The 21,029-nt window shown below is 43.7% G+C and carries 17 protein-coding genes, 3 tRNA genes and 1 pseudogene; 1 reads left to right on the top strand and 20 read right to left on the bottom strand.

The annotated features are described in order from the left end of the window. The 4 genes and pseudogenes from purK to purD form a co-directional block, all read right to left on the bottom strand. Window positions 1-1,086: a 5-(carboxyamino)imidazole ribonucleotide synthase gene (gene purK, locus AC3E8G_RS07655; RefSeq protein WP_490677413.1), complete on the bottom strand. Its 1,086-nt coding sequence runs from the start codon at window positions 1,084-1,086 to the stop codon at window positions 1-3. Next, the gene (purE, locus tag AC3E8G_RS07650; protein WP_003015335.1) at window positions 1,073-1,561 is read right to left on the bottom strand and encodes a 5-(carboxyamino)imidazole ribonucleotide mutase; all 489 of its coding nucleotides are present in this window, start codon (window positions 1,559-1,561) and stop codon (window positions 1,073-1,075) included. Before purE ends, purK begins: the two co-directional genes overlap by 14 nt. Window positions 1,562-1,591: 30 nt before the next feature. Beyond that, a pseudogene (locus AC3E8G_RS07645) lies at window positions 1,592-1,654 on the bottom strand (phosphoribosylaminoimidazole carboxylase); the annotation flags it as partial. 115 nt (window positions 1,655-1,769) lie between these two features. Further along, the gene (gene purD, locus AC3E8G_RS07640; protein ID WP_490677412.1) at window positions 1,770-3,035 is read right to left on the bottom strand and encodes a phosphoribosylamine--glycine ligase; all 1,266 of its coding nucleotides are present in this window, start codon (window positions 3,033-3,035) and stop codon (window positions 1,770-1,772) included. A 185-nt stretch (window positions 3,036-3,220) separates the two neighbouring features. Between purD and AC3E8G_RS07635 the strand changes: the two genes are divergently transcribed. Further along, complete coding sequence (locus tag AC3E8G_RS07635; RefSeq protein ID WP_490677411.1) at window positions 3,221-4,234, top strand: GBS Bsp-like repeat-containing protein; 1,014 nt, start codon at window positions 3,221-3,223, stop codon at window positions 4,232-4,234. Between the two features lie 53 nt (window positions 4,235-4,287). Here AC3E8G_RS07635 and purH read toward each other — a convergent pair whose 3' ends face one another. From purH to AC3E8G_RS07555, 16 genes are all read right to left on the bottom strand, one after another. After that, window positions 4,288-5,835: a bifunctional phosphoribosylaminoimidazolecarboxamide formyltransferase/IMP cyclohydrolase gene (gene purH, locus AC3E8G_RS07630; RefSeq protein ID WP_154859187.1), complete on the bottom strand. Its 1,548-nt coding sequence runs from the start codon at window positions 5,833-5,835 to the stop codon at window positions 4,288-4,290. Window positions 5,836-5,910: 75 nt separating this feature from the next. Continuing rightward, a complete protein-coding gene (gene purN / locus AC3E8G_RS07625; protein ID WP_154859185.1) occupies window positions 5,911-6,465 on the bottom strand; it encodes a phosphoribosylglycinamide formyltransferase in 555 nt (184 codons plus the stop codon). After that, the gene (gene purM / locus AC3E8G_RS07620) at window positions 6,465-7,487 is read right to left on the bottom strand and encodes a phosphoribosylformylglycinamidine cyclo-ligase (protein WP_154859183.1); all 1,023 of its coding nucleotides are present in this window, start codon (window positions 7,485-7,487) and stop codon (window positions 6,465-6,467) included. Before purM ends, purN begins: the two co-directional genes overlap by 1 nt. A gap of 245 nt (window positions 7,488-7,732) precedes the next feature. Next, window positions 7,733-9,172 carry an amidophosphoribosyltransferase gene (gene purF / locus AC3E8G_RS07615; RefSeq protein ID WP_154859181.1) on the bottom strand — a complete coding sequence of 480 codons (1,440 nt, stop codon included), beginning with the start codon at window positions 9,170-9,172 and terminating at the stop codon, window positions 7,733-7,735. Between the two features lie 12 nt (window positions 9,173-9,184). Then, window positions 9,185-12,910 carry a phosphoribosylformylglycinamidine synthase gene (locus tag AC3E8G_RS07610; RefSeq protein ID WP_490677410.1) on the bottom strand — a complete coding sequence of 1,242 codons (3,726 nt, stop codon included), beginning with the start codon at window positions 12,908-12,910 and terminating at the stop codon, window positions 9,185-9,187. A gap of 63 nt (window positions 12,911-12,973) precedes the next feature. Then, window positions 12,974-13,681 (bottom strand): phosphoribosylaminoimidazolesuccinocarboxamide synthase, encoded by a 708-nt coding sequence (gene purC / locus AC3E8G_RS07605; protein WP_490677409.1) that lies wholly within the window; start codon window positions 13,679-13,681, stop codon window positions 12,974-12,976. A gap of 169 nt (window positions 13,682-13,850) precedes the next feature. Further along, window positions 13,851-14,096 (bottom strand): acyl carrier protein, encoded by a 246-nt coding sequence (locus AC3E8G_RS07600; protein WP_023027448.1) that lies wholly within the window; start codon window positions 14,094-14,096, stop codon window positions 13,851-13,853. After that, window positions 14,093-15,097, bottom strand: a complete 1,005-nt coding sequence (plsX, locus tag AC3E8G_RS07595; RefSeq protein WP_490677408.1) for a phosphate acyltransferase PlsX — start codon at window positions 15,095-15,097, stop codon at window positions 14,093-14,095. The genes AC3E8G_RS07600 and plsX overlap by 4 nt, the downstream gene beginning before the upstream one ends. Then, the gene (gene recO / locus AC3E8G_RS07590; protein WP_048789397.1) at window positions 15,094-15,873 is read right to left on the bottom strand and encodes a DNA repair protein RecO; all 780 of its coding nucleotides are present in this window, start codon (window positions 15,871-15,873) and stop codon (window positions 15,094-15,096) included. Before recO ends, plsX begins: the two co-directional genes overlap by 4 nt. Then, entirely contained in the window at window positions 15,857-17,038 is a 1,182-nt protein-coding gene (locus AC3E8G_RS07585) for a pyridoxal phosphate-dependent aminotransferase (RefSeq protein WP_490677407.1), read from the bottom strand. Before AC3E8G_RS07585 ends, recO begins: the two co-directional genes overlap by 17 nt. A gap of 163 nt (window positions 17,039-17,201) precedes the next feature. Further along, a complete protein-coding gene (gene srtB / locus AC3E8G_RS07580) occupies window positions 17,202-18,065 on the bottom strand; it encodes a class B sortase, LPKTxAVK-specific (protein ID WP_490677406.1) in 864 nt (287 codons plus the stop codon). A 155-nt stretch (window positions 18,066-18,220) separates the two neighbouring features. After that, complete coding sequence (locus tag AC3E8G_RS07575; protein ID WP_154859165.1) at window positions 18,221-19,195, bottom strand: ribose-phosphate diphosphokinase; 975 nt, start codon at window positions 19,193-19,195, stop codon at window positions 18,221-18,223. Between the two features lie 159 nt (window positions 19,196-19,354). Continuing rightward, on the bottom strand, window positions 19,355-20,602 hold the full coding sequence (gene pcsB / locus AC3E8G_RS07570) for a peptidoglycan hydrolase PcsB (RefSeq protein WP_490677405.1): 1,248 nt from the start codon (window positions 20,600-20,602) through the stop codon (window positions 19,355-19,357). 143 nt (window positions 20,603-20,745) lie between these two features. Then, window positions 20,746-20,833 (bottom strand) — tRNA-Ser (locus AC3E8G_RS07565). A 3-nt stretch (window positions 20,834-20,836) separates the two neighbouring features. Beyond that, window positions 20,837-20,910 (bottom strand) — tRNA-Ile (locus tag AC3E8G_RS07560). A 33-nt stretch (window positions 20,911-20,943) separates the two neighbouring features. Beyond that, window positions 20,944-21,014: transfer RNA gene (locus AC3E8G_RS07555), tRNA-Gly, on the bottom strand. Between the last annotated feature and the right edge of the window lie 15 nt (window positions 21,015-21,029).

The following is a 21,029-nucleotide window of genomic DNA, read 5'->3' as shown; positions in this document are numbered from 1 at the left end:
TTATGTACCTTTCCCAAATTCCTCAACCTTATCCGGCATATCACTAAACAAGGTCACATGTCCCATTTTGCGGTTGTGCTTTGCTTCTAGTTTACCATATAAGTGGAGGTGAGCGCTTGGATTTTCTGTCACATATGTTTCAGCAGCCTCGACGTGTTGGCCGAGAACATTGAGCATGACAGCTGGTGCATGGAGGTGGATTATTGGGAGTGGCGCTCCGAGAATGCCCAAGATGTGCGTGTCAAACTGGGAGAAGTCGCAGGCTTCGATTGAGTAGTGCCCTGAATTGTGTGGACGTGGCGCAATTTCGTTGACAATGATGTCATCTGCTGTCGCAAACATTTCTACGCAAAGCGTTCCAGAAAGGTTGAGTTGTTCTGCAATTCGCACTGCCATGGCCTTGGCTTTTTCAGCTAGACTGTCAGAAATGCGAGCGGGCACAATGGTTTTTGAAAGAATGTTGTTGCGGTGGATATTTTCCTGAACGGGGAAGACTGTCACATCCTTGCCGTTACCTGACACGATGACTGAAATCTCAAGATCAAAGTTGACAAACTCTTCTAAAACACAGTCTGCTGAATCGGCTAAAGTGTATGCTTCTTCCAAGTCTGCTTCTGAACGAATAACCTTTTGCCCATGGCCATCGTAACCACCGGTTGCAGTCTTGAGGACATAGTTTTTCGACAGGTCGATATCTGACAAGTCTTTGCTAGAAGTCACAACCTTATAAGGAGCTACTGTTACTTGGGCCTTGTTGGAAAGAAAGTCCTTCTCAAAAATCCGGTTTTGGGAGATACGAAGTAGGTCGGTCCCTTGAGGAAGCTGGCCTTCTTTGATAACGGCATCCAAACCGTCAGCGTCGACATTTTCAAATTCATAAGTGAGAACATCACAGCGATCTGCCAACTGACGAAGAGCTTCCACATCGTTGTAAGGGGCCACGATGATTTCTGCCACACGAGAAGCTGGACAATCAGCTGCTGGGTCCAACGCGATAACCTTGTGCCCCATGTAGATAGCTGAGATCGCCATCATCTGACCCAGCTGGCCACCACCGATGATCCCAATGGTTTTAGTTGAGCTCATTTGTAGACTCCTCTGCAATTTTTCCTTGTTCTTCAGCGAAATCCGCCAAAGCTGTCGCAATAGCCTGGTCCTCTACTGAAAGAAGACGAAGGGCAAAGAGGGCTGCGTTAGTCGCACCTGCCTCACCGATCGCCATGGTTGCGACTGGCACACCACCTGGCATCTGAACGATGGAATAGAGCGAGTCCACGCCACTAAGGGCACGAGACTTGACGGGTACCCCGATAACTGGAAGGGTGGTTTTAGCAGCAACCATCCCTGGCAAGTGAGCTGCGCCACCCGCACCTGCGATGATGACCTTGATGCCACGGCTACGTGCTTCTTCGGCATGTTTGAACATGAGGTCAGGCGTCCGATGGGCGGAAACAACTTTCTTTTCGTAAGCGACGCCGAAGTTGTCGAGGACTTCGGCAGCTTTTTGCATGGTTGCCCAGTCGGATTTTGAGCCCATGATAATGGAAATTACTGGTTTCATTTTTTATCCTTTTTCTTCCTTTTTTGACAATCACCTTAGGTTGTGAGGGACGGCAGCAGCCACCAAAGGTGTCTCATGCCTAAATCGGAAGCCTTAAGTCTTCCGATTTCCTTAAACGATTGGCTAAAAAGCCAATCGTTTTTTCACAACAGTGGTGATTGTCTCCCATTAGCTCACTTTCGCTCGCCATTGACAACTATAATATCTGTTAATCTTTTATGGCCTTACTACCAATGTCATTTCGGTAGAACAGGCCTTCTGTGTTTTGTTTATCGAGTTCCTTGTAGATGATGTTTTGGCCGTCTTTGACGGTATCTGCTGTGGTGACCAGCATGTAGACACGTCCGCCGTTTGAAAGAAGGTCTTGGCCATTTTCAGCGAATTTGGCACCGGCATAGTAAGTGATGATGTCACCATCTGTCTTGGCTGGAAGCTTGACACCCTTCTCATAAGCGAGTGGATAGCCGTTTGAGGCTACAACCACACCAAGTGTCACACCCTTGTCCGTCCAAGTGATGTCTGGCTCTTTGCCATCCAAAATGTCAGTGATATTTTGCGCAAAGTCAGATGTCAAACGAGGCAAGATGATTTGCGTTTCAGGATCTCCAAAACGAGCGTTGAACTCGATGACTTTCGGACCGTCAGCTGTCAAGATAAGCCCCGCGTAAAGGACACCAAGATAAGGACGTCCTTCTTTGATCATACCTTCAAGGACTGGCTTGACAATAGTGTCAACCGCTGTGTCAACCACACTCTGTGGCAAGTGAGGAACTGGCGCATAGGCCCCCATCCCACCAGTGTTAGGACCCTTGTCGCCATCATAAGCACGTTTGTGGTCCTGAGCTGTTGGCATGATGTAGAACTTGTCCCCATTGACAAAGGCAAAGAGAGAGAACTCTTCTCCATCAAGGAATTCCTCGATGACCACACGCGCACCTGAATCACCGAATTTATTGTCCAACAGCATCTCGTGAGCCGCTTCAACAGCTTGCTCAACTGTCTCCGCAACGACGACACCTTTCCCAAGGGCCAAACCGTCCGCCTTGACGACGATTGGAGCACCTTTTTCTTCGATGTAGGACTTGGCTTCCTCGAAATCTGAAAAGGTCCCATAGGCCGCTGTCGGAACGTCGTATTTGACCATGATTTCCTTAGCGAAATCCTTGGACCACTCTAACTCAGCTGCAAATTTAGTCGGACCAAAAGCTTTGAGTCCAGCTGCATTGAAGTCATCCACGATACCAGCTGCAAGGGCATCATCTGGACCGACAAAGGTCCAAGCAACATCATTGACTTTTGCGAAGTCAATCAGCTTAGAATGTTCGGAAATTCCGATATTGATCAAATCCAGACCATCTAATCGCATCCCGTCATTACCAGGAGCCACAAAAACCTGCTCAACGTCTTTAGACTCCAACAATTTCTTGGCAATCGCATGCTCACGACCGCCAGATCCAACAATCAAAAGTTTCATCTCGAACCTCTTTTGCGAATTATTTTATTAAATTATATCATAATCGTTCGTTTTATTCTAATATTTCAAGGAATATCCGATGATTTTCATTAGAAAACAAACTTTTTTCATTATTTTTTAAATTTCTGCTCCTTTTTACGAATATTATAATTGAGACCTCTAATATTTTTTAAAAAAGGAGTTTTATGCAGAGAATAAAGAAACTACTCTTGGCAGCTTGTCTTTTCTGGGCAGGAGCTTCACAAGTTGCAAGAGCAGAGCAAAACGTCAATTATATCTACAAGGAAAAAGGACAATTAGTTGTCCACCTCGGGACCGTTCCAGACCGCTTCCAAAGTGTTAGCGTCCCCATTTGGTCCGAGCAAAATGGACAGGACGACCTCATTTGGTATCCTGTCCAACGAGGTGAAAATGGATTTGATTTGCAAGTGCCTCTGACCAATCATTTGGATCAAGCTGGACTTTATCATATCCATGTCTACGGCATCAATTCTTACGGAAACCTTGAAGGACTGTTTCCTCTACAGACAATCGTTGAAAAAAAAGACCTGACTTCTTCCCAACCCAAGATTACCGTCCGACCTAGCACTGCACAGCTATTTGAGATCCAACTCCAGCTTTTTGAAGATGTGGAGGAGGTCTTCTTTCCCATCTGGTCTGAACAAGATGGCCAAGACGACTTGATCTGGTATCCCGCAAAAAAGACGGCACCTGGTCGCTACCAATTATCCTTCAATGCCGAGAAACATACAGGGAAAGGAACCTTTCATCTCCACGTCTACCAAAAAGACAAGGGGCACTTAAAAGGTTTACTTGCCACTGAATTTCAGGTCGAGCGGGCTAAACCTACTCCAATGGTCACCCAATCGGATAATTACTATCCCGTCGGTGAATGTACCTGGGCAGCCAAAGAGCTGACTCCTTGGTCACAAAACTGGTGGGGTAACGGTGGTACGTGGGCAGCTAGTGCACGCGCTGCGGGCTTCCGGACAGGAAATACCCCAGAGGTCGGTGCTATCGCCTGTTGGGATAATGGAGGCTATGGCCACGTTGCAGTCGTGACGGAGGTCGAACATGATCAAAAGATCCAAGTGAAGGAAGCAAATTACAATGGAAATCGGACCATCAACAATTTCCGTGGCTGGTTTGACCCCACGAATGTTGTCTGGGGAACAGTCAGCTATATCTATCCAAATTAAGGAATTCCTAACCAGAAAAAAGGCGCTCATCCATCGATGAGTGCCTTTTTAGGTTAATGTCTGAAGTGACGAACACCTGTAAAGATCATGGTCAATCCATACTTGTCAGCCGCTTCGATAGACTCTTGGTCACGGACAGAACCACCCGGTTGGATGATGGCCTTGATACCTGCTTTAGCGATTTCTTCTACATTATCCGCAAATGGGAAGAAGGCATCTGAAGCAAGCACAGCACCGTTAAGACGGTCTTTAGCTTGGTCAATAGCGATGCGGACAGATGCCACACGGTTGGTTTGACCAGGGCCAACACCAAGTGTCATGTGGTCGTTGGTCACGATAATACCGTTTGATTTGACGTACTTGATCGCTTTCCAAGCAAACTCAAGAGCTGTCGCTTCTGTCTCCGTTGGTTGGCGTTTGGTTACCACTTGCCAGTCAGCTGGACTTTCTTTCACCACGTCTTGGTTTTGAACGAGGAGTCCACCAACAACACCAGTGTATTCTGCTTCCACTTCGCTGGCATCTTGAGCGTCAAATGGCAATTCAAGGATTCGCAAGTTTTTCTTCTTGGTTGTCAAGATTTCAAGCGCTTCGTCCGTATAGCTTGGTGCAATGATGATTTCAAGGAAGACACCGTGCATTTTTTGAGCTGTCGCAGCGTCTACTTCACGGTTTAGAACGACAATACCACCGAAGATAGAAACTGGGTCAGACTCATAAGCATAGTCCCAAGCAGTTTCGATATCGTCAGCTTGGCCGATCCCACATGGGTTCATGTGTTTGAGAGCCACAACGGTTGGACGGTCTTTGAAATCACGGATGATCCGGATCGCTGCATCCGCGTCACGAATATTATTGAAAGACAGTTCTTTCCCGTTGAGCTGTTTAGCGGATGCAATAGAGTAATCCGTTGGCAAAGCTTTTTGGTAGAAGTCAGCATCTTGTTGAGGGTTTTCACCATAACGCATTGGTTGCTTGAGGTCATAAGTCAAAGTGAGTTTCTCAGGTTTTCTTTCACCCACTTGAGCTGTGAAGTATTCTGCGATCAAAGCATCATAGGCTGCCGTATGGCGGAATACTTTAGCTGCCAACCGTTGACGAGTTTCGTAACTTGTTTCGCCGTTTGCTGCCAATTCGTCCAAAACCACAGCATAGTCAGCAGGGTCTACCACAACCGTTACACTAGCGTGGTTTTTCGCTGCTGAACGAAGCATGGATGGTCCACCGATATCAATGTTCTCCACCGCGTCAGCGTAAGTCACATCTGGTTTCAGGATGGTTTCCTTAAATGGGTAAAGGTTGACCACAACAAGGTCGATGAGCTCAATCTGATTATCCTTAGCAGCCTCTAGGTGACTATCAAGGTCACGACGAGCGAGGAGACCTCCGTGGATATTTGGGTGGAGGGTCTTGACACGACCGTCCATCATTTCTGGGAAACCAGTCACATCATCGATGGCGATAGTGTCCACCCCAGCATTATCAAGGGCAACTTTAGTCCCACCTGTTGAGATAATGTCCCAACCAAGTTTCTTGAGTTCTTGGGCAAATTCAACAATGCCCGCTTTGTCTGAAACACTAATTAGTGCGCGTTTAGTCATTTTCTTTCTTTTCCTTTTTTAAAAAAGTTCTTCATCTGCTAGAGTCAAAAATGTTTTTTCAGCTCTAGGGCTTCCTTATTTTCGTGCAACTCCCAAATGTTCCAATACTTCTGGATAGAGCTTGTACTCTGTTTCGTGGATGCGCGTCTCGAAAGTATCAAGGGTATCACCTTCAAGCCGTGGCACACGGACTTGTTTGATGACCTTGCCAGTATCAACGCCAGAGTCCACCCAGTGAATAGTCACGCCGCTCTCAGCAACGCCTGCATTCCAAGCATCCTCAATACCATGAGCCCCTGGAAACTCGGGGAGATAAGCCGGGTGAATATTGATGATACGACCTTCGTAAGCTGCTAGCAAGGTTGGGCCGACGATTTTCATATAACCGGCCAAACAAACCAAATCAATTTGGTTTTCATCCAAGAGTTTGACGATAGCTTCTTCATAAGCTGCTTTATTGTCAAATTCCTTGAGTTCAAAAGCATGGCTAGCCACACCAAGGGTCTTGGCACGTTCTAAGACATAGGCATCACGGTGATCTGAAAAAACAAATTCTACTGGAAATTGTTCCGCAATCACCTGAAAGTTTGAGCCGTTACCAGAGGCAAAAACAGCAATCATTTTAGTCATTATTTAATCACCACACTTGCGCCATCTTTCTTCACAATTCGACCGATTTCATAAACAGGTTCATCAAGAAGTTCTTTGACACGTTCCACATTTTCTGGTTTAACCGCAAGCATGAGACCAATACCCATGTTGAAGATTTCAAACATTTCTTCATGTTTGATCTCACCATATTTTTCAAGGGCTTTGAAAATTGGAAGAACTGGTACTTTGCTTTCGTCAATTTCAGCAGCCAAGTCTTTCGCGAACATTCGTGGCACATTTTCGATGAAACCACCACCTGTGATGTGGGCAATCCCGTTGACCAATTCTTCTTTGATGAGTGGCAAAGCTGCTTTGACGTAGATACGAGTTGGTTCCAAAAGAACGTCTTTAAGTTTCTTCCCTTCCAATTCAGGGAGAACTTCTTCACCTGTGTAATCCGCAAAGACACGACGGACAAGTGAGTAACCATTTGAGTGGATACCACTTGAAGCAAGTCCAAGAAGCACGTCACCTTCAGCTACTTTTGAGCCGTCGATGATTTGAGATTTTTCTGCGATACCTACCGCGAAACCTGCCAAATCATAGTCGTCTTCACCATACATACCAGGCATTTCAGCCGTTTCACCACCGATAAGGGCTGCACCAGCTTGCACACAACCTTCAGCAACACCAGCAACGACCTGCTCCAATTTAGCTGGTTCATTTTTACCAGTTGCTACGTAGTCCAAGAAGTATAGGGGCTCTGCACCTGCAGCGATGATATCATTGACACACATAGCCACACAGTCTTGACCAATCGTATCATGTTTGTCGTACTTGATAGCTAGCATCAGCTTGGTTCCAACACCATCTGTTCCTGAGATCAAAACAGGCTCTTTGACACCTGTTTTTGAAAGGTCAAACATGCCACCGAAACCACCAAGAGCTCCCATAACACCCGCACGTTCTGTACGTGCTACGTGTTTTTTGATCCGTTCAACAACTTCATAACCCGCTTCAACGTCCACACCCGATTGAGCATATGCATTCTTATTTGTCATTTTTTAATCCTTTTCTTTTTTTGAGAAAGAGTGCGACGTATTTTTAGATAAACAATTATTTTATCTAAAAATACTAGTCAGGTCTCTAGCTTTGGTCCCATAGGACAAAGCGTCTACTGACAAATGCTTTAGCTTTTAGTCAGTAGTGAGACGTGGCGCGTAAGCATTTTTGTTTGTCATTTGTTTATTCCTTTTTCTCTTCCTAGATCCTACTGATGATCGATCAGATTCACTTGCAAACATTCCTAATAAAAGGATGTCTGCTCATTCAAGCTTTCCAAATAGCGTTCTTCGTAGTCATACAAAGGCGTTGGGTATTTCCCATCGAAGTAAGCCACACAAAGACCACCGTTTGGTGCATCAGTATCAATGCCAATAGAATCAATCAAGCCATCAACAGATAAATAAGTCAAGCTATCCGCACCAATAATCTCACAAGTTTCCTCTACTGTATGGTTGGCTGCGATCAGCTCTTCGCGGCTCTGAATATCAATTCCGTAGAAACATGGATAAGCCAGAGCTGGGCTAGCAATTGCCACATGGACTTCTGTAGCCCCTGCTTCTTTCAACAATTTCACAATCCGACGAGAGGTTGTCCCACGCACGATGGAATCATCAATCATGACAACCCGTTTGCCTTTCACGACACCAGATACGGCAGAGAGCTTCATTCGCACTCCTTGTTCCCGCAATTCCTGAGTCGGTTGGATAAAGGTCCGTTGGACATACTGATTCTTGATCAAGCCCATTTCGTTTGGCAAGCCAGATTCTTCCGCAAAGCCCATGGCCGCACTGAGAGAGGAATTGGGAACCCCCACCACAATATCTGCTTGGTTCTTAAATTCTCGTGCTAACTGAGCGCCCATCCGCTTGCGAGCTGTATGGACGTTGACCCCTTGGATATTGGAGTCAGGTCGAGCAAAATAGATATACTCCATAGAACAAATTGCTAGTTGAGTATCATCCGTATAGCGATCATAGGTAATGCCATTTTCATCAAAGATCACGAGCTCACCAGGATGCACATCTCGGATCCATTCTGCCCCAATCACCTCAAAGGCACAGGTTTCCGAAGAAACAACCAAGGCACCATTTGCCATTTTCCCGATGGAAAGAGGACGGAAGCCATTTGGGTCTAGCGCTGCGATCAGCTTATCTTCAAACAGCATCAGATAAGCAAACCCACCTTTGACCGTATTGAGCGCTTCCTTGATTTTGCCCATAAAGGAAGGGTTGTGGCTCCGACGAATCAAGTGAGCCAGAATTTCTGAGTCAGAGGTCGAGCTAAAGATGGCTCCATTTTTTTCTAATTCCGATTTGAGCGATTGGGCATTGGTCAAATTCCCATTATGGGCCAGACCAAACTGCGTATCGTGAAAGCGGAAAAGGAAGGGTTGGATGTTATCCACAGACGCTTCCCCCGCTGTCGCATAGCGAACATGTCCAATAGCAGAAGATCCTGTCAATTTTTCTAGATTTAAAGGATTCCGAAAGACTTCTGAAAGCAGACCTGTATCCCTATGGCGTCTCAAGGTTCCTTGATCATTGGCCAAGATGCCTGCCCCCTCTTGTCCCCGGTGTTGGAGACTGTGAAGACCAAAATAGGTGAGTTTTGCTGCGTCTGGATGTCCCCAAATCCCAAAGACTCCACACTCTTCATTAAGAGATTTTACTTCGTATGTCATGTTGTATACCTTTTATTTCCCAGTAAAATATTGAACCGCTGATGCAAAGAGGTGTTGATCTTTATTTCCTGGAATATTTTGAAAGAGACCATCTTCGAAACGTTCTGAGTGACCCATCTTCCCGATGATTTGACCGTTCTTGCTGGTAATCCCTTCAATCGCATGGACAGAACCATTTGGATTGTATTTAGAATCCATGCTTGGTTTCCCTTCGAAGTCAACATATTGGCTAAAGATTTGACCATTGTCACGAAGCTCTGCGAATTCCTCAGCTGTCACGACAAACTTCCCTTCACCGTGTGATACTGGGATGGCGTGGATGTCTCCAACTTCTACTCCGGCAAGCCATGGTGAGTTCGTATTAGCAATCCGTGTTTCCACCATCTTAGCCACGTGTTGGTTGGCATCATTGTAGAAGAGGGTTGGACTCGTGCTACTTGCATCTTCAAAGTTACCATATGGAAGGAGACCTGATTTGACAAGAGCTTGGAATCCGTTACAGATACCGATGATCAAGCCGCCGCGTTCGATGAAACCATCGATAGCTGCACGCACTTTTTCATTGAGCAAGATGTTTACGATGAATTTAGCTGATCCATCTGGTTCATCCGCTGCTGAGAAGCCACCTGCAAAGAAGATAATATTAGCTTTTTCGATGTTGTCAACCATGGTGTCAACAGACTTGACAATCGCCTCTTCATTCAGTGTGACAAATGGTACCAAGTTAACTTTTGCACCTTCTTTTTCAAAGGCCTTAGCTGAATCGTACTCAGAGTTGGTACCTGGGAATACTGGGATGTAAACCACTGGTGTCTCAACTGTTTCTTTAGCTTTGATCACAGCATCTGATGCCACAGCTGGTACTTCTTCCAACTCAGTTGCCTGTGCAAATTCCGTTGGGTAAACTTCTTCCAATTTACCTTGGAAAGCACTGTCAAGTTTGTGTCCATCAAGCGTTACACCATTGACAGCAAGTGTAAAGTCAGCTACTGTTTGTCCGATCTTAGCAACACCTGCAATTTCTTCAGGCGATGTGAAGACGAATCCACCCAATTGGGCTGTCAAGCTAGTGTCAAGGTCAGCTAATTCGACGTTTGCTCCGATATGGTTCCCAAATGTTGCAAGGGCAAGAGCTTCAAGGACACCACCATATTTGACAGCGGATGCTGCTGTCACTTTGTGGTCAGCTTGGATAGCTTCAAATTGAGTAAAGTTAGATTTAATAAGATCGAAGTCAATTTCTTGTGCCAAAGCTTGACCAGGAATGTAGTAAATATTTTCACCAGCAGCTTTGAATTCTGGAGAAAGAACCTTACGGCTATCTGCAGTTGTGACCCCAAAAGCAACCAAGGTTGGTGGTACGGTTAATTCTTCAAAGGTACCAGACATCGAGTCTTTCCCACCGATAGATGGCAAACCAAGTTGAATCTGAGCCTCGATGGATCCAAGAAGAGCTGCTACTGGTTGACCAAAACGCTCTGCTTGTTTATCCATCCGCTCGAAGTATTCTTGATAAGAGAACCGAGCCTTAGACCAGTTGGCACCAGCAGCAACCAAACGAGCAGTTGCTTCGATGACCGCATAAGCAGCACCATGATATGGAGACCATTCGGCGATATAAGGGTTAAACCCTTGCGCCATAACAGAAGCAGTTGTTGTCACGCCATGTTGGACTGGCAATTTCTGTACAGAAGCTTCCGTTGGTGTAATTTGGTAGCGACCACCGAGTGGGTGATTGACTGTTGAACGACCAACTGAGCTATCAAAAATGGTTTGTAAACCTTTTTGACTTGCATGGTTAAGGTCAGCTAAGACTTCAAGAGTATCAGCTTCAAGGGTTTCAGCAGATGTTTGACGTTCTTCTGGAAGCTTGACATCCTTGTCAACCACCTTAGCATCTACAACTACCCGTACTCCGTTTGTATCAAGGAAACGACGTTCCAAATCAACGATGGTTTGGCCATTCCAGTGCATAACAAGATTTGGTTTTTCAGTCACTGTCGCAACGACAACCGCGTCAATATTTTCTTTGTTACATTCTGCTATGAAGGCATCTACATCTTCTGGACGAACTACCACGGCCATCCGTTCTTGAGATTCAGAGATAGCAATTTCTGTACCATTCAAGCCTTGATATTTAAGAGGCACTTTATCTAGATCAATTTCAAGACCATCTGCCAATTCACCAATAGCCACACAGACACCACCAGCTCCAAAATCATTGGATTTTTTGATAAGACGTGTCACATCACCATTACGGAAAAGACGTTGAATCTTACGTTCTTCTATGGCATTCCCTTTTTGAACCTCAGCACCAGCTGTTTCAACCGATTCAACCGTTTGAACTTTAGAAGAACCTGTCGCACCACCGACACCGTCACGTCCAGTCTTACCACCGAGCAAGATAATCACATCACCTGCTTCAGGTTTTTCACGAACTACATTTTCCTTAGGAGCTGCACCGACAACAGCACCTAGCTCCATACGCTTAGCAACGAAACCTGGGTGGAAGTATTCACGAACATAGGTTGTTGCAAGACCAATTTGGTTCCCGTATGAAGAATAACCGTGAGCTGCTGTTTTAGAAATCACTTGTTGTGGCAATTTACCAGCGCGAGTTTCAGCAATTGGTGTTGTAATATCACCAGCACCTGAGATACGCATAGCTTGGTATACGTATGAACGCCCTGACAATGGGTCACGAATGGCACCACCGATACAAGTAGCCGCTCCACCAAATGGTTCAATTTCAGTTGGGTGGTTATGAGTTTCATTTTTGAACATGAGAAGCCATGGTTCTTTGACACCATCGACATCTACTTCAATTTCAACAGAGCAGGCATTGATTTCATCAGACACTTCCATGTCATCCAAACGACCATTAGTACGCTCATAACGACCAAAAATAGTCGCCATATCCATCAAGGTTTGAGGTTTTTCTGTACGTCCCAACTCATCACGCATGGCAATATACTTGTCGTAAGTCGCTTGCAATTGTTTTTGGAATTTAGAAGCTGAGAAGTCGATATTCTTCAACTCAGTCTCGAAAGTTGTGTGACGGCAGTGGTCAGACCAGTAAGTATCCAAAACCTTAAGCTCAGTCTCAGTTGGCACACGTCCAATGGACTTGAAGTAATCTTGGATGAAGAGAAGGTCATCCACTTCCATGGCCAATCCTTGCTCTGCCTTATACCGAGCAAAATCTTCCGCTGTATAAGTTTCAAAGAAATCCAAGTTTGGAATGGTCTTGTCGGACTCAGAGAAATCTTGTTTGGCAATGTCAAGAGTGATATCTTTGAAACGAGAGTCCACTGGGTTCAAGAGGTAGTTTTTAACAGCTTCCAATTCATTCGCATCAATATCCTTGTTAACCAAGTACAATTGAGCAGTATTAACCGTTACATCACTTGAGCTACCCAGCAACAGCAAAGCTTCTTGTGAAGATGCTGCACGTTGATCAAATTGACCAGGCAAGCTTTCGATAGCAAAGAAAGCAACCTTCTCAAGATCTGCCTTGATCGTAGCTTCATCCAAAACAGTATCTGTCACTTGCTCAGAGAAGATGTGTTTTTCCGCACGCGCAAACAAATCCTCTGCCAAATTAAAGACATCGTAAACCTGTACAATACGAAGGTCCTTCAAGGTTTTTAACTGAATATTATGCTGTAGTTCCTTTACTAAAGAGTCAGATTTCACACGAAAATCAGCTTTTTTCTCAACGAAAATACGTTTATCCATTTTATTTCCTTTATTTCTATTCAAACATGTTCTTGAAGACGACGGTTTTCCGTTTCAAACAGGCTACTTCAAGCCCTGCAATTTCTCCAAGACAACCTTATAAACATCTGTCAAGCTACCGAGATCCCTACGGAAAACATCCTTGTCCATATGGTGCCCTTCTGCATCCCAAAGACGGCAGTTGTCTGGTGAAAATTCGTCTGCCAAGATAATCTTGCCATCCTTATCAAAACCAAATTCCAATTTGAAGTCAATCAAACGCAGACCAATTTGCTCAAACCAATCTTTCAGCAATTCATTGATACGACGCGTTTCTTCCTTGATATAAGCAATTTGCTCATCGTTGGCAATATCCAAAAACTTCACATGCTCATCATTGATAAATGGATCATCCAAATCATCGTTTTTGTAGTAAAATTCAACGATTGGAGTTTTCAAGTCCAAACCTTCTTCAACACCGAAACGTTTTGAGAAAGAACCCGCAGTCACGTTACGAAGCACAACCTCCAAAGGAATGATTGTAACTTTCTTGTTGAGTTGTTCTGTATCGGAGATACGTTCGATAAAGTGAGTAGCCACACCCGCAGCATTCAATTTTTCAAAAATAAGAGACGAAATCTGATTATTCAGCACACCTTTTCCCTCGATGGTCTCTTTGCGAGCTCCATTCAGCATGGTTGCCTGATCCTTATAAACGGACTTAATCACATTTTCGTCTTCTGTAGTATAGATATCTTTAGCTTTTCCCGTATAAATAAGTTTACTGGACATTTTATTATTCGCCTTTCATCTTTTATCCCTTTCAGTGTATCACAGAGATGTTGTTTTTTCAAGTTAAATCCGTATCTTGTTCGCTTGTAACACAAAAATAATAAGAGATTGAATCAAAAAGATTCAACCTCTTATTTTTAGATGCTTATTCGTTCGTAAAAACCGAACTTTATTTGCTTGTTTTCTTCAAAACGTAGTCTACCATATCTCCAACAGTTGCCATGGCATCAATGTCTTTATCTGGGATATCAATTTGGTAGGCTTCTTCCAAATAAATAATGTATTCCATGAGATCAACGGAATCTACTTCCAAGTCCTTTCGTAAGTCCAAATCCAAAGTAACCTCATAGTCAGATCCCTTATGATCTTGAATCAACCCTTCAACTAGTTTAAAAATTTCTTGATGACGACTCATTTCTCTTCCTCCAATTCTGATAATTCAACCACAGATTTACGAATAACATCTGTTTCTAACATGGTCCGGATCTGGCGGATCGTGCTATAGACTGCCTTGGCATCACTAGAACCATGGGTTTTCACGACAGGGGCTTTCAAGCCAAACAAGACCGCACCTCCAACATCTGAATAATCCAAGGTCTTTTTCAAACCTCGTAGATCATTCTTCAAGAGGAAGGCTCCAATCTTGGCTTTCAACCCGCCACCACTAAGGACCGTTTTCAACTGTTTAAAGAGGCCCAGAGCAGTTCCTTCCATAGTCTTAAGGACAGCATTTCCTGTAAATCCATCTGTGACAATGACGTCAGCAACTCCATCCATCAAGTCACGCGCTTCCACATTTCCTACAAAATTAAGAGAAGGATCTGCTGCTAATAATTGATAGGTCTCCTTGCGTAGGGGATCCCCCTTACTTTCCTCTGTTCCGTTATTTAAGAGACCGATACGAGGCCGCTTAATGCCACGGACATTCTCTGCATAATAGGCTCCCATAATCGCATATTGGTGCAAGTGTGTTGGCGTATTTTCGGCATTTGCCCCCAAATCCAACATATCATAGCCCTTCCCATCAAGGGTAGGAAGAGTCGACATCAAACCTGGACGATCGATGACCTTGATCCGACCGACGATGAAGTAACCAGAGGCAAGAAGAGCTCCTGTATTTCCTGCTGAAAGCATCGCATCCGCTTCTCCATTCTTAACTGCATGCGCTGCTAAGACCATGCTGGCTTGCTTTTTCCGACGAATCGCACGAGTCGGCTCATCATCTGAGTTGATTTTCTCATCCGTATGGACGATGGATACCCGTTCAGTTGCTGTCAGGTATTGCTTAATTTTAGCCTCATCCCCATACAAAATGACTTCGATATCCTTAAATTCTTGTATGGCTTGATTGACCCCTTCTACCAGGGCCTGTGGAGCATGATCTCCACCCATTGCATCAACTGCAATTTTTTTCATTTCTTACCTCCAGACTGATCTTTTAAGATCTCTCCCCAGCTTCCTAGGGAATCAATAAATTTCTTAGCTTTTAAATGAATGCCTACATATTCATCATAGAGTTGGTCTAGGCACTTTCTCAACTCTTTCTTCATCGCATCATGGATGGAAATCGTCTCTAACTCACTAAATTTCACAGCTTGAAAACGATCCAACAAATAGAGGGCATTTGGATCCCAGTGGGCTCGTCTTTCGTCACGATCATAATGATCTGGGCAAAGGACACCACCCAAGCGGAATGAAAAATCAAAAGGCAACCCCACTCGATGACAGACGCAACACTCATGGACGTTTAAGGCGACACCAAATCGGGATAAAATCTGCATTTCAAAAATATTGGTCAAGATTTCATAATCCAAGCCCCGATCCATCAATTGCAAGGTCTGCTCTAAAAAAGCAAATAAAGCTGGATCAGGTTGACGATCCTGTATACTAGCATCTGCCAAGGCCAGTATATAGGTTGCGTAGGAAAGACGAAAAAGATCTTGGTTAATCCCTTGGAAACTTTGAACCTCATGAATATCTTCGATATAGCTGAGTCCGTCATCATTGATTTTCAGATACATATCCGCTAAAGTCAAAGGTTGGATCATAGAATTCAACCGAGAACGATTGGCATGTTTCACGAAAAACATGAGCTTGCCAGCTTGCTCTGTAAAGATTTTAACCAGCTTATCGTCCTCTCGGTAATCCCGATGGTAGAGGACGATGCCACGACTCTCAATGCTCTCCAGCATGTTCTTTCATAAACTCCTTCAACCGACTCATCGCTTCCTGGATTACTTCCATACTTGCTGCATAAGACAAGCGCACATATCCTTCGCCGTATGGTCCAAAAGCCATTCCTGGGATAAAGGCAACAGCCTTTTCTTGGGCTAGAAGCTTCAAAAAATCGAAGGAGTCTTGGTTATATCCTTGTGGGATCTTAGCAAAAATATAGAAGGCACCATCCGGGCGGATAATATCAAAGCCCATGGCAGACATTTCTTTGATGATATAATCTCGACGCTCTATGTATTCCCGTTTCATCGGCTCTGCGTCGTCTTTACCAACTGTTAAGGCTTCAATGGCTGCATACTGATTCATGGTCCCCGCTGCAGTCACCAAGTACTGATGACTCTTAATTAATTGAGCTGTCAAGGAAGCCGGCGCAAAGATAAAACCGAGTCTCCATCCTGTCATAGCATGAGACTTTGATAAACCATTGATAATAATGGCTTGGTCCCGTAGATAGGATCCCAAGGAAACGTGAGGCTGACCTGTATAGGTTAGCTCTGAATAAACTTCGTCACAAACGACAAAGACTTCATATTTCTTCAAGACACTAGCCAAATCCTGCATCTGCTCCTTAGAGTAGGTGACACCTGTCGGATTAGCTGGGTAGTTGAGAATAACCGCCTTGACGCGATCTCCTTGCTCTTCTATGGCCTTTTCTAAAGCCTCTGGGCTGAGGATAAAGCGATTGTCTGTCGTATCGATTTCGACGACACTAGCCCCCATCAGTTTAATAATAGGTTCGTAACCAGGATAAGCAGGTGCTGGTAAGAGCACCACATCTCCCGGTTCCAATATAGCCGTCAAGGTTGCAGAAAGGGCCTCCGTTGCCCCAATCGTAACTAAAATTTCATCATCTGGTCGATACTGTAGGTTATATTTTTCAGCGACAAACTGACTAGCAGCTTCACGTAGAGCTAGCAAACCACTCATTCCCGTATAATGACTCTGGTTGGCATCAATAGCTGCTTTTGCCGCTTCCTTTACATGATCCGGTGTCGTAAAATCTGGCTCACCCAAGGTCAAGCGTAAGACACCTGGAATAGAAGAAATGGCTTGGTCAAACTGACGAATCAAAGAAATCTCGATTCGATTCAAATTTTGATTAAACCGTTTTGTTAAATCCATAGCCACCTCCAAAAAAGTTCTATCACCATTATACTATAAATAGAAAACCATCGCAAAAAAGGGGCTAGTCCCCACTAAAATGATACAATAATGACCTTTCTCATCAAAAAAGGACTTAGCAAATGCTAAATCCTCTCATTGAATCATGTTTACAAAATCCTTTTTATTCTTGTCCCCGTGTTGCAACATAAGACAACTGATCTCCATGTTTGGCTAAAAACTCAGTCATTTCTGAATCCGGTATCTGACGGAGATAGAGATTGGATCGGATGCTATTATCTTCTTCCCGACAAGTAGATAAGACCAAATAGCGGTCCGAAGCTTTCGCTTTCATTGTTGGATTTTTTGTTTTCGCATTCTGATACACTTGATCCAGTTGATCAGTGAAGTCTCGATCATCTTTAAAATGAATGCGATAAAAAGGAGTTTCTTCAGGAACAATGACAAGACAAAAAGCTTGGTAGACATACTTTCGTTGAGGAGTTTCGATGACCACATAAGGATGCTGATCAAAATACTCCTGCCGGTCGTAGTAATTAACATCATTAAACATACGATGATCTCCAAGTAAACTACCACGAGCATGACCAAACAGCCAAGTCAACCGATCACTGAAGTCTTTCTGATTATCCATATCCATAAAGACTGTCCCTAAGAAAGGTTCAAAACCTCCTTCAAAAGTCTTATCCAAATAAGTGGCGTTATCCCTTGTTTGGACGACTGGCTCATCCAATTCCGTACCTGGAGCATAGATATAGGCTACAGTTTCTGGATTCACCTTCAATAATGACGTAAACCGCTTATTTAAGTAATCTTTCTCTTCTTGACTAGGAACATATGGAGTTTCTTGCTTTGACTGGACCTGTCTTGCGGACGGATTATTTACTGAACTAGTAAGATTTGAGTTCTTCCGTTCAGAGAAATTCTGCATCAAAAAAAGAACAGCCAATCCAAAAACGACCAACAAGAGAATAAACAAAAATAATCCCTTTAATCGTGAACTGGATTCATTCTTTATCGTCTTCATGGCGTCACCCCCTTCTTACAACTATTTCTAGAATTTAAAACCATTATTTTCTACTAACAACCTCTATTTGCTTCAATAATGATAGCATGTATTGCCCATAGCAATCCAAATTTTTATCAAAAGAAAAGAGGTTGGATTTCCCAACCTCCTACTTTTTAAGATTTTTTCGCATTTCCAATTTCAAATAGAGGAGACAAAGGACGTTTTTCATGGATGCGGATAATCGCTTCTGCCAAAAGTTTTGCGATGGAGATTTGTTCAATTTTATCGATTAAGCGGTCTTCAGGTAGGAAGATGGTATCCAACACCACCAACTTCTTAATCGCTGATTTTTGAATATTGTCCATAGCTGGACCTGATAATACAGGGTGCGTACAACTTGCATAGACTTCTACAGCTCCTGCTTCAGCAAGTGCATCTGCAGCATGGCAAATTGTTCCCGCAGTATCGATCATATCATCGATCAGGATACAAGTTTTCCCTTCGACGTTCCCAATGATGTTCATGACTTCACTGGTGTTCATTTTATCGACACTCCGACGTTTATCAATGATGGCAATCGGTGTTTTCAAAAATTCAGCTAGCTTACGAGCACGAGTCACACCACCGTGGTCCGGACTTACTACCACATAGTCAGAACCAACCATGCCACGACGTTCAAAGTAGTCTGCAATCAATGGAGCCCCCATCAAATGATCCACTGGAATATCAAAGAACCCTTGAATCTGAGCTGCATGCAAATCAATAGTTAAGAGACGATCCACACCAGCAATCTCTAACATATTGGCAACCAATTTGGATGTAATTGGCTCACGAGCACGAGCTTTACGGTCTTGACGAGCATAACCATAATAGGGCATTACTACATTAATGGTTTGAGCACTAGCACGTTTTAAGGCGTCTACCATGATCAAAATTTCCATTAAATTATCATTTACAGGAGAGCTCGTAGATTGAAGAATATACACCTCTTTACCACGAATAGACTCCTCAATATTGACCTGGATTTCCCCATCTGAAAATTGACGTACGGTCGACTTACCAAGTGGCAATCCCATCTCCTTAGAGACACGTTCAGCCAAATCTTGGTTAGAAGATAAAGCAAACAGCATTAAATCCGAAAACGACATGATTTCCTCCACATAAATTTAACCACAATGTACAAATGTACAAATCTTCTCTTTACCCATTGTAACCCTTTTTACATGATTTTTCAATCCATAATCCACCAAAAATTAAAATAGTAACTATAGTAAAAAACACCCACGAAAAGTGAGTGTTTTGAATTCTTAGTTTGGATAGATATAAGTAACAGATCCTTGTGCATTCACTGGGTTAAACCATCCACGGTAGTTCCCAATGCTACGGATACCTAAGTAGTTAGATTCAGATACTTGGATACTTGTAGTAGATTGAACAGCTGTAACCACTGCTACGTGTCCATATCCACCGTCATTCCAACATGCAATAGCTCCAACTTGTGGTTGGCTACCAGTACGGAATCCAGCTGCTGCGGCACTTGCAGCCCACTGTGCTCCATTACCCCAGTAATCGCCAGCCCAAGGTGCCAATACTTTAACACCCCAAGTACATTCACCTACTGGATATGAACTTGCAGACGTGCTGTATGTTGGACGACTAGTTGCAGCAGGTGTAGCAACAGTTTGAGTTTGAACCACTGGTGCTGCAGCAGGAGTTGCAACAGTTGCTTGAGGATGTGCTGCTTCAGCTGCAGGTGTTTGAGTAGCAGCTTGCACTTGTGCTTGCAAGTTAGTATTAGCAGATGCTTCTACAGCCTTACGTTGCTCTTCTTGTTGTGCACGGTAAGCTGCTTCAGCTGCGGCTGCTTCAGCTGCCGCTTTCTCTGCTGCTGCTTTCTCTGCAAGCAAAGCATTCTTTTCATTTTCTGCAGTTGATTTTTCAGCTGCCAAATTCAATTGTGCAACCTTTAACTCAGCTTCTTTAGTTGTCAACGCTTGCGCGTCTTCATCTAATTTTTGTTGGTTGGCAATAACAGTGTTGATTGCTTCATTGTTTTCTTTTTGTTTAGCATCAATTGCTTCTTTATCGCGTTTTTGCTCTTCGAGCATCTTGTTGTTGGCGCTAGCAATTTCATTCATTGCAGAAACACGAGAAATAGCTTCAGTCAAAGAACCAGAACTTACAATAGCGTTAATGTAACTAGTAGCAGTTCCTGTTGTTTGAGCACTACGTGCTTGGTTTGCCAATGATTCTTGACGAGCAACAATATTTTTAGAAAGCTCTTCAATCTCTGCTGAAAGTTTAGCAGACTCTTCGTTCAAACGATCATTTTCAGCTTTAAGCGTTTCTTGTTGTTTTTTGATTTCAGAAACTTGAGATTGAATTTGATCAACTTCTGCTTGTGCGCTTTGTTCTTTTGAACTCAAATCAGCAATCTTACTATCTTGTGCAGCAATTTTATCATCAGTAGAATCAGCTCCTACAGAAATAACTGTACCTACTTGTGATAAAGCAACTGTACTAAGTAAAATGGTCGTTAATAATTTTTTCTTCATAAAATAAAAGACTCCTTCATATAAGACACTAACTAGTATAACAGAAAATGAAAGATTTTATGTTACGCCTTTGTTACATTTTTATTTCTATTGATGTATCAAAGTAACAAAAAAGTTAGCTAGAAAGCTAACTTGATTCTATACGGAGAATGGGGGATTCGAACCCCCGCGCCGGTTACCCGACCTAACGATTTAGCAAACCGTCCTCTTCAGCCTCTTGAGTAATTCTCCTAATGGGCACGAGTGGACTCGAACCACCGACCTCACGCTTATCAGGCGTGCGCTCTAACCACCTGAGCTACGCGCCCAAGTTAAAAACTTGGTAATGAACAAACGTTCAAAGCGGGTGACGAGAATCGAACTCGCGACAACAGCTTGGAAGGCTGTAGTTTTACCACTAAACTACACCCGCTTATTATTAAAGAAA

This window comes from Streptococcus sp. SCPM-O-B-15294 (M123) (assembly GCF_058200455.1).
The sequence above is the reverse complement of the archived record's forward strand: the minus strand, read 5'-3'. Positions and strand labels throughout refer to the sequence as shown.